Consider the following 15480-nt stretch of genomic DNA (forward strand, 5'->3'; position numbering starts at 1 on the left):
CGAGGAGGCAGGACCATGAAGGCTGTACTCGCAGGAACCGTCATCGCCGAGGCCGACGAGAGCGATCTCGCCCGCATCGAAGGGAACTGGTACTTCCCGCCCGCATCCATCACACCCGGGGTGCTCGTCGAGAGCCCCACGCCCTACACCTGTCCCTGGAAGGGCGCGGCTCAGTACTACTCCGTGCAGACCGACGGCGAGCTGCACACCGACTACGCCTGGTCGTATCCGACTCCTTATCCGTCGGCCTTCGATCGCGTCGGCAAGGACTTCTCCGGATTCGTGGCGTTCGATCCGCGCGTCGAGGTCGGCCCGTAGCCACCAGAAGAGCCAAGACTCGTCCGCTCGCACATCGATCGACCGACTGGAGACCAGCCCATGATCGAGTTCCGCAACGTCACCAAACGGTTCCCCGGCGGTGCACTCGCCGTCGATGACTTCAGTCTCGTGCTGCCGTCACGCAAGACCACCGTGTTCGTCGGCTCGTCCGGCTGTGGCAAGACCACCCTGCTCCGCATGATCAACCGCATGGTCGAGCCCACCTCCGGCGACGTCGAGATCGACGGGGAGAGCGTGCTCGAAGGCGACCCGGTGGCTCTGCGCCGACGCATCGGCTACGTCATGCAGAACTCCGGGCTCATGCCGCACTTCACGGTCATCGACAACGTGGCCACGGTGCTCCGCCTGACCGGGGTGAAGCGGGCTGCGGCCCACCAGCGGGCGCGCGACCTGCTCGACACGGTCGGCCTCGACCAGGCGCTCGCCGAGCGCTACCCGAGTCAGCTCTCCGGCGGCCAACAGCAGCGTGTGGGTGTCGCCCGCGGACTCGCCGCCGACCCGAACATCCTGCTCATGGACGAGCCCTTCGGCGCGGTCGACCCCATCGTGCGGGCCGACCTGCAACAGGAGACCCTGCGCCTGCAGAGCGAGCTCGACAAGACCGTCGTCTTCGTCACGCACGACATCGACGAGGCGTTCCTGCTCGGAGATCAAGTGGTGATCCTCGACAAGGGTGCGCGCATCGTGCAGGTCGGCAGTCCGAGCGAGATCATCGAGAACCCGGCGGACGACTTCGTCTCGGCGTTCATCGGCGCCGATCGCGGTCGCCGCGCCCTGCACCTCAAGCAGACGCCTAGGGGCACCGTGGTGGTCGACTCGGAGGGGCGCACGCAGGGATCGATCGTCGACGTGCCCGATGCTGTCAGCGACGCGCTCCTGAGCGAGGAGAGCGTGACGAAGGGCGCTCCGTGAACTGGATCGTCGACAACGTCGGCCTCATCCTCGAGCTGACCGCCATCCACCTGCAGCAGAGCGCGATCGCGATCGTGCTCGGCTTCGTGCTGTCGGTGCCGCTCGGGTGGGTCGCCTGGCGCTATCAACTGGTGAAAGGGCCGGTCATCGTCCTCACCGGTCTGCTCTACACGATCCCGTCACTCGCGTTGCTGATCCTGCTGCCGTCCGTCGCCGGGTATCCGGCCCGCAGCCCGATCAACCTCATCATCGGTCTCACCATCTACGCGGTCGCGATCCTGGTCCGTGCGGTCTCCGACGGCCTCGACTCGGTCGATCCCGCCATCCGGCAGTCGGCCACCGCGATGGGCTACGGCGGGTTCCGCCGGTTCTGGACCGTCGACTTCCCGCTCGCCGGACCCGTCGTGCTCGCCGGGCTGCGTGTGGCGGCCGTCAGCACGATCTCCCTCGCCACCGTCGGCATCCTGGTTGGTGTGACGAACCTCGGCTACCTGTTCGAGAACGGCCTGCAGCGCCGCATCCTCGCGGAGGTGTTCGCCGGCGTCATCGCGGTCGTGGTGATCGCCCTGGTGATCGACCTGTTGCTCCTGCTCCTCGGCCGCGCGCTGATGCCGTGGACGCGCGCCGCCAAGACACCGTCAGCCGCACGACAGGCGGCCACGCTGAGGACCGCCGCATGAACGTGTTCACCGACGCCATCGCCTGGCTCTTCTCCCCCGACCGGTGGGAGGGGCCGTACTCGCTGCCGATCCTGTTCGGCCAGCACATGTACTACACGCTGATCTCGGTGCTGATCGCCGCGATCATCGCGGTGCCGATCGGATGGCTCATCGGCCACACCGGGCGTGGCCGCGAGATCGCCGTCGCTGTCTCCGGCGCGGCCCGAGCGATCCCGTCCTTCGGACTCCTCGTGCTGCTCGTGCTGCTGCTCGGCGTGCTCCGCATCCCCGAAGCCGCGATCATCACGTTCGTGCTGCTGGCCATCCCCTCGCTCCTCGCTGGCGCCTACACCGGGCTCGAGGCCATCGACCGCCGTGTGCTCGACTCGGCGCGCGCGATGGGGATGACCGAGTGGCAGGTGTTCTGGAAGGTCGAGGTGCGCCTCGGGCTGCCCCTCCTGGTCGGTGGCATCCGCGCGGCCCTCCTGCAGGTGATCGCCACGGTCACGATCGCCGCCTACGTGAACCTCGGTGGTCTCGGCTGGCCGATCATCCAGGGCATCCCCCTGCGCAAGTTCGACCAGGTGCTCGGCGGTGCGATCCTCGTGGCCATCCTCGCGCTGGCGGTCGACCTGATCTTCGCCCTCCTCCAGCACGCCGCCGTCCCCGCCGGGGTGCGAGCGCCGACCACGACCCGCCGGTCGCGTACCGCTGCAGCCTCACCCGCGCCGGCCACCGCCTGACACGTTCACAGCCGCTCACCGTCCCACAGCACCCATCCCGTTGTCCCAGAGAAGAGGAACTCCCCATGTTCACAGCACGTAAGTCACGACTCGCCCTCGCCGGTGGCGCCGCGCTCGCCGCGGTGCTCGTCCTCGGCGGGTGCGCCAGCAGCAACCCGCTCGACGCTCCGACCGATGACGCGGGCTCCGGCGGCGACACGATCGTCGTCGGCTCCCAGGCCTACTACTCGAACGAGATCATCGCCGAGATCTACGCGCAGGCCCTCGAAGGCGCGGGGTTCACGGTCGACAAGCAGTTCAACATCGGACAGCGCGACGCCTACATGCCCGACGTCGAGTCCGGCGCGATCGACGTGTTCCCGGAGTACACGGGCAACCTGCTCGAGTACCTCGACGACAGCGCGACCGCCACCAGCCCGGAAGACGTCTATGCCGCGCTGCAGGACGCGCTGCCGGACAGCCTGACCGCTCTGGACTACGCCGAGGCCTCGGACCAGGACACCTACACGGTGCTCAAGAGCTTCGCCGAGGAGAACGACCTCACCTCGATCGGTGACCTCTCGAAGGTGACCACCCCGGTCACGATCGGTGCGGCACCGGAGTTCGAGCAGCGCCCGTACGGGCCCGCGGCCGCTAAGGACGTCTACGGCGTCGACCTGGCGTTCTCGGCGACCGGCCCGACCACGCTGGAGTCGCTGCTGGCCGGCGAGATCCAGGTCGCGGACATCTACTCGGCCGACCCCGCGTTCCAGACCGAAGACATCGTCGCGCTCGAAGACCCGGAGAACATCATCTTGGCCTCGAACGTCGTGCCGATCGTCTCGAGCGACGTCGCCGACGAGGTCGCCGACGTGATCAACGCCATCAGCGCCAAGCTCACCGCCGAAGAGCTCGTCGGTCTGAACGTGCAGAGCACGGTCGACCAGAAGTCGGCGAGCGACATCGCCGAGGCCTGGCTGACCGACAACGACCTCATCTGAGTCGGATGACAGAAGCGCCCGGACCTTCAGGGGTCCGGGCGCTTCGTCGTCGCACGAGCGTCAGATGCGGGCATCCTGTTTCGGCACCAGCACCTGCTTGATGATGATGAGGATCGAAGCGGTGACGGGCACGGCCACGAGTGCCCCGAGGAGGCCGAGCAGCGTGCCACCGGCGAGGGCGCCGATCACGACCAGCGACCCCGGGACCGCGACCGCGCGGTTCATCACTCGCGGCGTCAGCACGTAGGCCTCGATCTGCATGTAGATGAGGTAGATCGCTGCGAAGATGAGCGCCGCGACCGGGTTGGTGAAGAGCGCGAGCCCGGTGCCGATGATCCAGAACAGCACCGATCCGACCAGCGGGATCAGGGTGACACAGAAGGCGATCGCCGCCATCAGTGGCGGGAAGGGCAGACCCAGGATGGAGTAGAGGGTCAGGGCGAGGATCGCGTTGCAGAAGGCCAGCACGACCATCCCCATCACGTATCCGCCCACCGAGTCCGTGATCTGTTCGGTGATGTCGCTCGCACGAGCGCGGTCGCGGGCCGGTGCCAGACGCAGCAGACCCTGCTTCATGGCGGGCAGGGTCGCGAGGAAGTAGAGCGTGAGCACGAGCACGACGATGGCGCCCGAGATGCCGGTCGCGATCGACGCGCCGACCGCGAGAGCACCTCCGCCGATCGTCGCGAGGTTGCCGAAGTCGGTCAAGAACTTCTGGACCTCGGCGACCAGATCCTGGAACTGATCGCCGAACTGCGCGTCGAGCGTGGCGTAGATGTCGCTGCGGGTGAAGTCCTGGATCATCCCGGGGACGGAACGGACGAAGCTCGCGATCTGCTCGACGACGATCGGGATGATCATCCACAGCACGACGGCGAACACGAGGATGAGCGCGAGGATCGTGATGACGACGGAGATCGAGCGGGAGAGGCCGCGACGCTCGAGGAACCGGACGGCCGGGTCGAGTCCGAGCGCGCCGAAGAGGGCGAGTGCGATGTAGATGAGCACGGTGGACAGGCTCGTCAGCGCGAGGCCGATCACCAGCGCGCCGAGTCCGCCGAGCGTCACGAGGAAGCCGAAGACGAACGGACGGTCGATGCGCGTCCAGAACGAGCGACTCGGCGTCATCGGCTCGATGACCACGGGGCGCGCTGCGCCGGTCGCGGCGGGCTCTGCGGTGGGAGAGTCGGCGCTCGCGGCTGCGGCGTCGGTGCGCGGTGCTTTCCGGGCGGGCGCGGTGTCATCGAGGGGAGTGGGCGCCGGCGACTCTTCGTTGCTCATGTGCTCACGATAGCGGTGCCGCGGGTCGGAATCCGGGTGTTCGACGGCTCTAGAGTAGGGGCATGACCGCCGCCGAGGACCCGAAGGCCGAACTGCTCCGACTTCGCGCCACCATCGACAACATCGACGCCGCACTCATCTTCATGCTGGCCGAACGCTTCCGCGCGACCCAGCAGGTGGGGCAGCTGAAAGCGGAGCACGAGATGCCGGCGTCCGACCCGAATCGGGAGGAGCAGCAGGTCGCCCGTCTGCGCGCTCTCGCAGAGGAGGCGCATCTCGACCCCGAGTTCGCGGAGAAGTGGTTCAACTTCGTGGTGGCGGAGGTCATCCGCCATCACACGGAAGCGGCGGAGAGCCGCTGAGAGAGGTGCCGGACGGGCGACGGTGTGTGCAGCACTCGCCCGTCCGGAGCTTTTGTGAGATTCATCGACCAACTAAGTTCAATGAATAAACTTACGGAGAGACTACGGATCACGCCACGATCTGTCAACCGCTCGCCGCGGGCGAGCTCCGGAACGGACGCACATGCTGAGCACGGATGAGGGCCTGGACACCCAAGCGTCGGTGCGGCGCGCAAACCTCCGGCGTGCGCTGCAACTCGTCTTCCGCAACCCAGGCACCCAGACGCGCGCGGGGATCGCGAGAGCGACGGGTCTGACCGCAGCCACGGCGTCGTCCCTCGTTGCCGAGCTCATCGAGAACCGACTGATCGTCGAAGGGGAGCAGGCCGCGAGCACCGGTGGCAAGCGGGCGACCACGCTGAGCGTCGATGCGAGTCACCACCTGATCCTCGTCCTGGTGATCCAACCCCTGCACGCATACATCGCCCTCGTGGCGCTCGACGGTACCGAGGTCGACGTCCGTCGCGCGGACTACACTCCCGAGACCCGTGACCGCGCACTCGACGACGCCGTGGCCGCGGTGGCCGCCGAGTTCGGACCGCGGGTGCTCGCTGCGGGGATCCAGCTCCCCGGCACGACGGACGGGCGCTCGGTGCTCGAGAGCGTGCAGCTCAAGTGGGAGGACGTGCCCCTCGCCGAGAGGTTCGAGCGCGTGCTGGGGGCGCCCGTCCTGCTCGTCAACGACGTCGACGCCGAGGCCATCGCCGAAGCCGGGATGGAGGAATCCCCGTCCGGATACCGGCTCTTCATCCACCTCGGCGGCGGCGTGGGCGCCGCGGTGACCCTGAACGGCGAACTCGCGCCCGGTCCACGCGATCGCGCCGGCGAGATCGGGCACGTGCAAGTCGTCTTCGGTGAGGCGGCGCGTGTCTGCCGGTGCGGACAGCGCGGCTGTCTCGAGTCCGCGGCAGCCTTGGGCGCGATGATCGGGGACGAGTTCACCGATGCGATGGACGCATCCGAGATCCGTGCTCTCGCCGCCCGCGCGGACGAACGCCATCTCGACGAGGGGGCCCGCGCGCTCGCGAGGGCCGTCAAGCTCATCAGCGCACTGCTCGACCCGACCGAAGTCGTGATCGGCGGACCGGCGACCGAGCTCGGGCCGCGCTTCCTCGACCGGGTTCGCCGCGAGACGGAGTACCCCTCCCGCGGCACGGCGCAGGTCCCGGTCCGCTACGCGGATCCTCGGGTGTCGCTCGCGGCCGGCGCCGCTCAGGCCGCGCTCACGTCGGCGCTTGGCGTGCGCTGGAACCCGGAGCAGCTGCGCGCCGCATCCGCATCGAGCCTCTGAACGCCCCTCGACGTCAGCGTCGTCGGTCTCCCCGCACCGCGAGGACGATCGCGGCGCCGGTGATGAGGCACAGCGGACGGTAGATGCGCCGATCGAGCTCGACGAAACGGCGATGTGGACCCGGCCGCCCGAGAACTGCGGTCACTCGAGCCCCGTTCATCGTGCCGCGGAGGAGGAACGCCAGGGCCGCCGCCACGCGGGCGGCTTTGGCGAGCGTGTGAGTTCCCCCTGCGCCGGCGATGATCGCGCTCCCGGTGAGCATTCCTCCACCGACCACGAGGCATGCGCCGGCTGAAGGCATCTCATCGCTGCCGATGACCTGTCGCGCCAGCCGCTTCCGGCTCGACGCCGGCCAGGACGCGCCGGAGGCCCACAGCAGATGGATGGCTCCGATGGCGCCGAGTGATGTGGTCGCGACGACCTGACCGATCCGTCCGAGAGGACTCATGTCCCCATTGTCCTCTGATGAGGGGCCCCGCGCGCTCAAGGGCGTCAAGCTCATCAGTGCCTTCACCACCGATGTTCCTGTTGTCGTGGTTGTCCCTCTCGTGGTGAAGGAGTTCTCACGGAATGAAGGAGCGGAATCCACATCCGCTCCTTCATTCCTAGAGAACTCCTTCATACCGTGAGAACTCCTTCATTCCGGGAGGACCTTTCCGGACGGGAGTCCTTCGCAGGGGAGTCCTTCGCGGGGGCGTCCTTCGCGACGGGAGCCCTCCGGACGGGACCGCTGCGCCCGGGACCGCTTCGCCGGGGCTCCTACTTCACGCTGCCGGCAGTGAGGCCGCCGACGAGGCGCTTCTCGATGAGCATGAACAGGATGACCACGGGCAGGATCGCGACGATCGAGACTCCGAACACGTACTGCCAGCTGGTCTCGTACTGACCGACGAACTTGGTGAGCGCGACGGAGAGTGGCTGGTTCTTGTCGGTCGAGAGGATCACGAGCGAGGCCGCGAATTCGTTCCAGCAGGCGACGAACGTGAACACGATCGCCGTGACGATGCCCGGCCACACGAGCGGCAGGTTGATCTTGAAGAGCACGGTGAAGCGTCCGGCGCCGTCGATCTGGGCGGCTTCGTCGACCTCTTTGGGGATTCCGGCGAAGAAGGAGTGCATGATCCACACCGCGAACGACAGGTTGAACGCGGCGTTGATGAAGATCATGGCGGCCCAGGTGTCGCCGAGCCCGAGGGTCGTGAACTGCCGGAACAGGCCCGAGGTGAGCACCGCGGGCTGGAGCATCTGGGTGATGATGACCAGGAACAGGAACACCATGCGGCCGGGGAACTTGAACCGGGCGGTGTAGTACGCGGCAGGCAGGGCGACCAGCAGCACGAGCAGCGTCGCGAACACGGCGATGATGATCGTCGAGATCAGGTTGTACGGCAGCGGCGTCTCGGGGGTGGACCACATGGTGATGTAGTTCTCCCAGTGCCACTCCGTCGGCAGATACGTGGGGTCGACGGAGCGGATCTGCGGCTTCGTCTTCACCGAGCCGAAGAACATGATCAGGTACGGCAGCACGAAGATCGCGAGCACGAGGAACCCGGCCACGGTGCGGAGGATGACACGGGGCAGCGTGACCTGGTCTTCGGTGTAGCGGCGTTTGCGGCCGGGAATGCGGGGTGCGGGCGAGGAGCCGGCGGTGGTCACGAGGGCGGTCTCGGTCACGGTCATGATCAGACCTCCTTCATGGGCTTGACGATCTTCACGTAGGCCGCGACGATCATGATGACGATGAGGAAGGCGACGACGGAGAGCGCGCTGGCGACGTCGACCTTCTTCTGCAGTTCGATGTACTTGAAGATGAGCGTCATGATCGTGTCGGCGCCGTAACCGGGGATCGAGCCGGTCATCACCTTCAGGATCGGCAGCGAGTTGAACACGTTGATGATGTTGATCAGGACGGCGACCGCGAGAGCGCTGCGCAGCTGCGGCAGGACGATCGACCAGTAGGTGCGGGCGGGGCCGGCTCCGTCCATCTTCGCCGCCTCGATCGCGTCGGCCGGGACGGACTGCAGCCCCGCGAGGATCGTGTAGGTCGTGAAGGGCAGCGACACGAAGATCGCGATCACGATCGACCAGAGGAAGGCCGTCGTGGGGTTCTTCGTCCACCCGTATCCGACGGCATCGTCGGAGAGCCCGATGTCGTAGAGGAACTTGTTGAAGATGCCGAAGTACGGCTCGAGGCTGTAGTAGAACACCATCGTCGTCATGACGACCGACGCCGCCCACGGGACGATGACGGCCATGCGCACGAGCTGGCGTCCGGGGAAGGCCTTGTTCAGGATCTGCGCGAGTCCGAGCGAGATGACGACCGTGAACAGCACGACCGAGACGACCCAGACGATCGTGCGGAAGAAGATCGGCCAGAACTCGGCGAACGTGAAGACGGTGACGAAGTTGTCGAAGCCGACGGATCCCTTGTCGAGGCCGGACAGGGAGATGTCGCGCGTCGAGTTGAAGAACATCACCCCGGCGGGGAAGAAGACCACGCCGATGATCAGCAGCAGTGCGGGGGCGATCCAGGGCAGCGCCTGGAGAAGGTCCTTTCCACCCGGCCTGCCGCGAAGGGCATCCGGGGTCTTCCGGGTGCGGGGGCGGCCGGTGGCCGCCCCCGCGAGGTTCGAGGACTCTGTCTTCTGGCTCATTCGGGTACCCGAACCTCTCCTGTCAGCGGGCTCAGCCCGCGTCGACCTGCGCCTGGATCTCGGTCAGCACGTCCTGTGCCGGCTTCGTCTGAAGCTGGCCGAACAGCGACTTGAACGCACCGTCGGCGGCGGACCACTTCGGGTTGGTCGACGGGTAGAACTGGGCGTCGGGCAGCACGTCGAGGAACGGCTTGAGAGCCTCCTCGCCGGACAGCTGCTCCGCACCCGACTTGGTGACGGGGAGGAAGCCCTCGGCCTGCACCCACGGCACGTACACGTCGGCCGAGTAGTAGTAGTCGAAGAACTTGGTGATCGCTTCCTTCTTGTCATCGTCGTTCTGGAACGCCATCAGCTGGTCCATGACGCCGAGCGTGAACGGCGAGCCGTCCTTCGTCGGGATCGGGACGATGGAGTAGTCCAGGTCGGGGTTGCCCTCGGCGATCTGGCCGACCGTCGGCGGGAGGCCGACCTGCATGCCGATCTTGCCCTGGATGAAGATGTCCATCAGCGGCGAACGCTGCGTCGATCCGGGGTCGGCCTGCGTCGCGCCGGCGTCGATCATCTTCTTGATCTGCTCGGCACCCACGAGGTTCTCCGGGGTGTCGATCGTGATCTCGGACGCATCGCCGAACGATCCGCCGCCGCCCCACAGCCACACGGCCGCCTCGGCCTGTGCCTCTTCGGACCCGAGCGGCATCCCGTAACCGGCGACGCCGCCGCCGAGCGCGGACACCTTGGTCGCGGCATCCAGGAGCGAGTCCCAGTCGGTCGGAGCCTCGACACCCGCCTGGTCGAGCAGTGCGTTGTTGACGAACAGGGCACGGGCGGATGCGATCAGCGGCAGAGCGTACGCGGTGCCGTCGACCTCGGCGTTCTTCAGGAACGAGTCCTGGAAGTCGGAGTAGGTCTCCTCCGAGACGACGTCCTTCACGGGGTAGAGCAGCTCGTCGCCGACGAACCCGGCGAACGGACCGCCGTTGTAGATGTCCGGTGCCTCGCCGGCCTGGATCTTGGTGGAGACGACCTTCTCGAGGTTGTCCCACGACTGCACCTCGAGCTTGACCTTGATGTCGGGGTTGGCCTTCTCGAACCCGTCGATCACCGTCTCCCAGTTCGCCTTGGTGCCGTCGGAGTAGCTCGGGACGAGGAGGTCGAGAGTGGTCGAGCCGTCTCCGCCTCCGCTGTCTCCGGACGATCCGCCGAACCCGCACGAAGCGAGCGAGAGCGTGGCGACGGCCGCAATGGCGGCGGCGCCGAACCGCAGTGACTTCTTCATGTGTATTGCATTCCTCACTGTGAGAGTCCCTCCCTGGCGGCGGGCCGCTTCGGAGGGGGTGTGGTGCACAGTCGCAAGCACATCACGCGACAGTGCGTGGTGACCGCTTCGCCGGATGGCATCGCGATCGTTCAAGCCGGGGCTCGGGGTTCTCGGCGTCGATGGGATCGACGTCGAGGCGTTGGAACTTTTCCGATTATTTGTCAAGGGAACAAACAAATCAAGCAGAACCTGGAGTTGATGTTCCTTTGCGCCATACTATGATCGGATCAAGCCTCAAACAATCACAAGTACGCAACTTCTCGCCAGAAAGGCACCCCGATGACTGCATCACTGCACGGCGCGCACATGCGCGAAGAGCTCCACTCCCAGCCGCAGACCTGGGCCACGGCCGCAGACCTGAAGGCCGAGCAGGGCCTGCTTCCCGCCACCGGTGCGCGCGTCGCGGTCGTCGGCTGCGGCACGTCGTGGTTCATGGCGCAGTCGTACGCCGCTCTCCGTGAGACCGCCGGGCAGGGCGAGACCGATGCGTTCGCCGCCTCGGAGGCCTTCATCGACCGCGGCTACGACGCGGTCGTCGCCCTCACCCGATCCGGCACGACCACCGAGGTGCTCGAGCTCGTCGAGCGCATCAAGGGGCGCATCCCGACGATCGGCGTGATCGGCGACCCGACCTCCCCTCTCGTTTCCCTCGTCGACGAGGCGGTCCTGCTCCCGTTCGCGGACGAGCAGTCGGTGGTGCAGACGCGCTTCGCGACGACGGCGCTCGCGCTGTTCCGCGCCTCGCTCGGTGAAGACCTCACCGGAGCGATCGCCGACGCGACCGCCGTGCTGGCCGAGCCCGGCGACGACGAGCTGCGCGACGCGGAGCAGTACACGTTCCTCGGGCGGGGATGGACGATCGGTCTCGCGCATGAGGCCGCTCTCAAACTGCGCGAGTCGTCGCAGTCGTGGACCGAGGCGTACCCGTCGATGGACTACCGGCACGGCCCGATCGCGATCGCGGCGCCCGGACGCGTGACGTGGCAGTTCGGCACGGCCCCGGAGGGACTCTCCGCTCAGGTGGAGGCCACCGGCGCCCGGTTCGAGCAGCGGGGGATCGACCCGCTCGCCGACCTCGTGCGCCTGCACCGCACGGCTCTCGACCGTGCCGTCGCGCGGGGGCTCGACCCCGATCAGCCCCGCAACCTCACGCGATCCGTCATCCTGGATGCATGACGCACGCCGCCGGAGCCGACCATGACCCGAGCTGACGGGGCCGACGCCGTTCCCGACGTCGTGCGCGACGCCACCGGCGAGGCGCTCGCGGCCGTGCGGACGCTCGGCGCGGGGGCGCCGGTGCTGGCGTTCGACGTCGGCGGTACCGACATCAAGTCGGCGCTGTTCGATGCGAATGGCTCGGCCCTCGGACTCCGTCGTACGCCCACGCCGATCGCGGACGGCGACCGCACCCAGGTGCTGCTCGAACGTCTCGAGGTGCTCGCGGACGAGCTCCGTGCCGCGCATCCCGACGTGGTGCCCCAAGCGGTGGGGCTCGTCGTTCCGGGAATCGTCGATGCGGAAGCGGGGCTCGGGGTGTTCGCGAGCAACCTCGGCTGGCACGACTCCCCCTTGCGTGACCTCGCTACCGAACGCCTCGGTCTGCCGGTGGGGTTCGACCATGACGTCCGCGCGGCGAGCTGGGCGGAGCGACGCCTCGGCGGTGCCCGCGACTACGCCGACGCGGTCGTGCTCGTGATCGGCACGGGGATCGCCGGGGCGCTGCTGATCGGCGGGATCCCCCACACGGCCGGCGGGTACGCGGGGGAGATCGGCCACTCGCCGATCGCCGACGGCCCGATCTGCGCCTGCGGAGCGCGGGGATGTCTGGAAGCCGTCGCCTCCGCCGGGGCGATCGCCCGACGCTACCGTGAGGCGACCGGCGTCACCCCCGACGGCGCGAAGGATGTGATCGCCCGAGCCGCGGCCGGAGACGAGGTCGCCGCGGAGATCTGGGATTCCGCCCTCGATGCGCTGACGATGTCGCTCGCACAGCTCACCGCCGTGGTCGCTCCCGAGGCTGTGGTCATCGGCGGCGGGCTCTCGCGCGCCGGCGGTGCCCTCTTCGACGAGCTGCGCACACGCCTGGCTGCACGCCTCAGCTTCCACCGCCTTCCCGTCCTCGTGCCCGCCGAGCTCTCCGGAAACGCCGGTCTGCTCGGCGCCGGCCTGCGTGCCAGGGAGCTCACGTGATCCTGACCGTCACCCCGAACCCCGCTCTCGACCTCACCTGGCGGGTCGACCGCCTCATCGAAGGCGGCACGCACCGTGCAGACGCGGGCGCGGCCCGAGCCGGAGGCAAGGGGCTCAACGTGGCACGCGTGGCCCACGCCGAGGGGGCGGACGTCCTCGCGATCACCACGACGGGCGGCCGGGTCGGTCAGGAGTTCGCGGCCGAACTCCGCGGCAGCGGCGTTCCGCACGCTCTGGTGCCCGTCGTCGCCGAGACCCGACGCAGCATCGCCGTGGTCGACGAGTCGCTCGGCGACACCACGATCATCAACGAGCGCGGCAGCAACCCGACCGACCCCGAGTGGGCCGCCCTGCTCGCCGAAGTCGTCGAGCGGCTCCCCGGAACACGGGTGCTGGTCGTCTCCGGGAGTGTGCCACCCGGCGCCCCCGATTCCCTGCTCCCCATGCTCATCGCGGTAGGGAGGGACGCCGGTGTGCCGGTCATCGTCGACACGTCCGGTCCCGCGCTCCTCCGGGCGGCGGACGCCGGTGCCACCGTGCTCAAGCCCAACGCGGCAGAACTCGTCGAGGCGACCGGCATCACGGATCCGGTGGCGGGTGCGCGGTCGCTGATCGCCCGCGGCACCGAGCTCGTGCTGCTCTCGCTCGGCGCAGAGGGGATGCTCGCCGTCACGGCATCCGCTCTCGTGCACGCGCGCCTCGACGAACCCCTCGCCGGCAACCCGACCGGGGCCGGTGACGCGGGTGTCGCCGCCTGCGCCGTGCTGTATGCCGAAGGCGTGCGCGATCCCGAGCAGATCCTGCGCCGGGCCACCGCGTGGTCCGCAGCCGCGGTGCTGACTCCCCTCGCCGGGGACATCTCGCCCCGCTGGACCGAGCTCGAACAGCAGCTCCTCCTCTCGTATCCCGACCCCGCTTCGTTCCGGAAGGACCCTTCGTGACCCTCGTCTCCGCTCGCGACCTCGTCTCTGCGGCAGCTGCCGCCGGGACCGGCATCGGCGCCTTCAACGTGATCCACCTCGAGACGGCCGAGGGGTTGGTGCGCGCCGCCGCGCTCGCTCAGCTGCCCGTCATCCTGCAGATCTCGCAGAACTGCGCCGACTACCACGGCGGGCTCGAGCCCATCGCACTGGCCACGCTCGCCGTAGCACGGCGCGCCGAGACCCCCGTGGCGGTGCACCTCGACCATGCCGAGCGGCCTGAGCTGGTCGACGAAGCCATCGCGCTCGGCTTCGGGTCGGTCATGTTCGACGGCGGTGCGCTGCCCTACGACGACAACGTGGCACTCACCGCCGCCGTCGCCGCTCGTGCTCATGCGGCCGGTGTGTACGTCGAAGGCGAGCTCGGCGAGGTGGGCGGCAAGGACGGTGCCCATGCGCCGGGTGTGCGCACCGACCCCGACGAGGCGCGGGCCTTCGTCGCCGCGACCGGGGTGGATGCGCTCGCGGTGGCGGTGGGATCCTCGCACGCGATGACCGATCGCACGGCCTCGCTGGACCTCGAACTGATCGGTCGCCTGCATGAGGCGCTGTCCGTTCCCCTGGTCCTGCACGGATCGTCCGGAGTCGCGGATGGCGTGATCGCCGAAGCCGTGCGTGCGGGGATGACCAAGATCAACGTCTCGACGCACCTGAACGGGTTCTTCACCCGCGCGGTGCGCGAGAAGCTCGGGGCGGATGAGCGGCTGGTCGACTCGCGCAAGTACCTCGCCCCCGCCCGCGACGCACTCGCGGAGGAGGCTGCGCGGATGCTCCGGCTGTTCGCGCTGCAACCCGTCGGCGCGGTGTCCTGATGAAACGCGCTGCCCGGCTGAACGCGATCCTCGATCTCCTCGCCGCGAGCGGAGAGGTCACGGTCGACGAGCTCGTGGAACGGTTCGGCGCGTCGTCGGCCACGACCCGGCGCGACCTCGACACTCTCGCCGAGCAGCGTCTGCTCACCCGTACGCACGGCGGTGCCGTGGCGCAGACCGTCGCCTACGAGCTGCCCATCCGGTACAAGAGCCATCTGCGCACGCATGAGAAGGCCAGCATCGCGCAGGTCGCGGCCGGTCTCGTCGCGCCCGGCATGGTGGTCGGGCTCTCGGGCGGCACGACCACGACGGCCATCGCCGCCGCGCTCGCCGCCCGCGACGACCTGTCGGGGAACGGCGGCATCACGGTCGTGACGAACGCCGTGAACATCGCCGCCCAGCTCGCCACGCGGCCCGACATCAAGGTGGTCGTGACCGGCGGAGTCATCCATTCGCGCAGCTACGAACTCGTCGGGCCGTTCGTCGAGCAGCTCCTCCGCGGGGTGCGCCTCGACATCGCGTTCATCGGCGTGAACGGGATGGACGCGGCCGCCGGTGCGACCACGCAGGACGAGCGTGAGGCCGCGGTGAACCGGATGATGGCCGAGCGTGCTCGCCGCGCGGTCGTGGTGACCGACGCCAGCAAGCTCGGTGTGGAGGCCTTCTCGAGCGTCGGCGGCGTCGACCTCTTCCCGACCGTCATCACAGACGCGGGGGCCGATGCCGAGGCGCTCGCCGGCCTGCGTGCCGCCGGGTACGCGGTGCTGGTCGCCTGAACCCCGGACACCCTGAGGGCCCCGACGTCCCCAGATCGTCGAGGCCCCTTGAGGGTGTCGCGGCGGTGTGCCGCGTCATCCTCGAGCAGATGGTGTCCGTGTCGTGTTTCACGCTCCCCAGCGCGCATGATTCCCCAGATCCGA

At 68.4% G+C, this 15480-nt stretch carries 17 protein-coding genes; 12 read left to right on the top strand and 5 right to left on the bottom strand.

The genetic code is table 11. The features are described from left to right. Positions 1–15: 15 nt before the first annotated feature. The 5 genes from LRQ07_RS00485 to LRQ07_RS00505 all read left to right on the top strand — a co-directional run bounded on the left by LRQ07_RS00485 (position 16) and on the right by LRQ07_RS00505 (position 3633). Entirely contained in the window at positions 16–318 is a 303-nt protein-coding gene (locus tag LRQ07_RS00485) for a DUF427 domain-containing protein (RefSeq protein ID WP_046748074.1), read from the top strand. Between the two features lie 60 nt (positions 319–378). Further along, the gene (locus LRQ07_RS00490; RefSeq protein ID WP_047521744.1) at positions 379–1251 is read left to right on the top strand and encodes an ABC transporter ATP-binding protein; all 873 of its coding nucleotides are present in this window, start codon (positions 379–381) and stop codon (positions 1249–1251) included. Next, the gene (locus LRQ07_RS00495) at positions 1248–1931 is read left to right on the top strand and encodes an ABC transporter permease (protein ID WP_232762977.1); all 684 of its coding nucleotides are present in this window, start codon (positions 1248–1250) and stop codon (positions 1929–1931) included. The genes LRQ07_RS00490 and LRQ07_RS00495 overlap by 4 nt, the downstream gene beginning before the upstream one ends. Further along, a complete protein-coding gene (locus tag LRQ07_RS00500) occupies positions 1928–2653 on the top strand; it encodes an ABC transporter permease (RefSeq protein WP_134352645.1) in 726 nt (241 codons plus the stop codon). Before LRQ07_RS00495 ends, LRQ07_RS00500 begins: the two co-directional genes overlap by 4 nt. A 65-nt stretch (positions 2654–2718) precedes the next feature. Beyond that, positions 2719–3633, top strand: a complete 915-nt coding sequence (locus LRQ07_RS00505) for an ABC transporter substrate-binding protein (RefSeq protein ID WP_256535496.1) — start codon at positions 2719–2721, stop codon at positions 3631–3633. 60 nt (positions 3634–3693) lie between these two features. Here the strand turns inward: LRQ07_RS00505 and LRQ07_RS00510 are convergent, their stop codons facing one another. Then, entirely contained in the window at positions 3694–4914 is a 1221-nt protein-coding gene (locus LRQ07_RS00510) for an AI-2E family transporter (protein ID WP_256535497.1), read from the bottom strand. A 62-nt stretch (positions 4915–4976) separates the two neighbouring features. Here LRQ07_RS00510 and LRQ07_RS00515 point away from each other — a divergent pair, with 62 nt between their 5' ends. Together LRQ07_RS00515 and LRQ07_RS00520 are read left to right on the top strand one after the other, a co-directional pair. Next, entirely contained in the window at positions 4977–5276 is a 300-nt protein-coding gene (locus LRQ07_RS00515) for a chorismate mutase (RefSeq protein WP_047521753.1), read from the top strand. A 163-nt stretch (positions 5277–5439) separates the two neighbouring features. Further along, a complete protein-coding gene (locus LRQ07_RS00520; protein WP_256535498.1) occupies positions 5440–6606 on the top strand; it encodes an ROK family protein in 1167 nt (388 codons plus the stop codon). A gap of 13 nt (positions 6607–6619) precedes the next feature. On the opposite strand, the gene LRQ07_RS00525 is transcribed toward LRQ07_RS00520, so the two are convergent. The 4 genes from LRQ07_RS00525 to LRQ07_RS00540 form a co-directional block, all read right to left on the bottom strand. Next, positions 6620–7054: a DUF3995 domain-containing protein gene (locus LRQ07_RS00525; protein ID WP_256535499.1), complete on the bottom strand. Its 435-nt coding sequence runs from the start codon at positions 7052–7054 to the stop codon at positions 6620–6622. A 311-nt stretch (positions 7055–7365) separates the two neighbouring features. Beyond that, a complete protein-coding gene (locus tag LRQ07_RS00530; protein ID WP_194239318.1) occupies positions 7366–8286 on the bottom strand; it encodes a carbohydrate ABC transporter permease in 921 nt (306 codons plus the stop codon). Positions 8287–8288: 2 nt separating this feature from the next. Beyond that, a complete protein-coding gene (locus LRQ07_RS00535; protein ID WP_256535500.1) occupies positions 8289–9260 on the bottom strand; it encodes a carbohydrate ABC transporter permease in 972 nt (323 codons plus the stop codon). 31 nt (positions 9261–9291) lie between these two features. Then, a complete protein-coding gene (locus LRQ07_RS00540; protein WP_047521759.1) occupies positions 9292–10536 on the bottom strand; it encodes an extracellular solute-binding protein in 1245 nt (414 codons plus the stop codon). 321 nt (positions 10537–10857) lie between these two features. Between LRQ07_RS00540 and LRQ07_RS00545 the strand changes: the two genes are divergently transcribed. From LRQ07_RS00545 to LRQ07_RS00565, 5 genes are read left to right on the top strand one after another with little or no spacing between them, the layout of a single operon-like run. Beyond that, positions 10858–11754, top strand: coding sequence for an SIS domain-containing protein (locus tag LRQ07_RS00545; protein ID WP_256535501.1), 897 nt, complete (start codon positions 10858–10860; stop codon positions 11752–11754). A 21-nt stretch (positions 11755–11775) separates the two neighbouring features. Further along, positions 11776–12768: an ROK family protein gene (locus LRQ07_RS00550; protein ID WP_256535502.1), complete on the top strand. Its 993-nt coding sequence runs from the start codon at positions 11776–11778 to the stop codon at positions 12766–12768. After that, positions 12765–13709 carry a 1-phosphofructokinase family hexose kinase gene (locus LRQ07_RS00555; RefSeq protein ID WP_256535503.1) on the top strand — a complete coding sequence of 315 codons (945 nt, stop codon included), beginning with the start codon at positions 12765–12767 and terminating at the stop codon, positions 13707–13709. Before LRQ07_RS00550 ends, LRQ07_RS00555 begins: the two co-directional genes overlap by 4 nt. Continuing rightward, positions 13706–14560, top strand: coding sequence for a class II fructose-bisphosphate aldolase (locus LRQ07_RS00560; protein ID WP_256535504.1), 855 nt, complete (start codon positions 13706–13708; stop codon positions 14558–14560). Before LRQ07_RS00555 ends, LRQ07_RS00560 begins: the two co-directional genes overlap by 4 nt. Further along, positions 14560–15336, top strand: coding sequence for a DeoR/GlpR family DNA-binding transcription regulator (locus tag LRQ07_RS00565; RefSeq protein ID WP_232762967.1), 777 nt, complete (start codon positions 14560–14562; stop codon positions 15334–15336). The genes LRQ07_RS00560 and LRQ07_RS00565 overlap by 1 nt, the downstream gene beginning before the upstream one ends. Positions 15337–15480 lie beyond the last annotated feature (144 nt).

Origin of the sequence: Microbacterium sp. J1-1 (genome assembly GCF_024498615.1) — a bacterium.
In the GTDB taxonomy this organism is placed as follows: domain Bacteria; phylum Actinomycetota; class Actinomycetes; order Actinomycetales; family Microbacteriaceae; genus Microbacterium; species Microbacterium aurugineum.

Coding starts and splice junctions, on each gene's coding strand:
- LRQ07_RS00485 (WP_046748074.1), top strand. CDS start 16: ATGAAGGCTGTACTCGCAGGAACCGTCATCGCCGAGGCCGACGAGAGC.
- LRQ07_RS00490 (WP_047521744.1), top strand. CDS start 379: ATGATCGAGTTCCGCAACGTCACCAAACGGTTCCCCGGCGGTGCACTC.
- LRQ07_RS00500 (WP_134352645.1), top strand. CDS start 1,928: ATGAACGTGTTCACCGACGCCATCGCCTGGCTCTTCTCCCCCGACCGG.
- LRQ07_RS00505 (WP_256535496.1), top strand. CDS start 2,719: ATGTTCACAGCACGTAAGTCACGACTCGCCCTCGCCGGTGGCGCCGCG.
- LRQ07_RS00510 (WP_256535497.1), bottom strand. CDS start 4,914: ATGAGCAACGAAGAGTCGCCGGCGCCCACTCCCCTCGATGACACCGCG.
- LRQ07_RS00515 (WP_047521753.1), top strand. CDS start 4,977: ATGACCGCCGCCGAGGACCCGAAGGCCGAACTGCTCCGACTTCGCGCC.
- LRQ07_RS00520 (WP_256535498.1), top strand. CDS start 5,440: ATGCTGAGCACGGATGAGGGCCTGGACACCCAAGCGTCGGTGCGGCGC.
- LRQ07_RS00525 (WP_256535499.1), bottom strand. CDS start 7,054: ATGAGTCCTCTCGGACGGATCGGTCAGGTCGTCGCGACCACATCACTC.
- LRQ07_RS00530 (WP_194239318.1), bottom strand. CDS start 8,286: ATGACCGTGACCGAGACCGCCCTCGTGACCACCGCCGGCTCCTCGCCC.
- LRQ07_RS00535 (WP_256535500.1), bottom strand. CDS start 9,260: ATGAGCCAGAAGACAGAGTCCTCGAACCTCGCGGGGGCGGCCACCGGC.
- LRQ07_RS00540 (WP_047521759.1), bottom strand. CDS start 10,536: ATGAAGAAGTCACTGCGGTTCGGCGCCGCCGCCATTGCGGCCGTCGCC.
- LRQ07_RS00545 (WP_256535501.1), top strand. CDS start 10,858: ATGACTGCATCACTGCACGGCGCGCACATGCGCGAAGAGCTCCACTCC.
- LRQ07_RS00550 (WP_256535502.1), top strand. CDS start 11,776: ATGACCCGAGCTGACGGGGCCGACGCCGTTCCCGACGTCGTGCGCGAC.
- LRQ07_RS00565 (WP_232762967.1), top strand. CDS start 14,560: ATGAAACGCGCTGCCCGGCTGAACGCGATCCTCGATCTCCTCGCCGCG.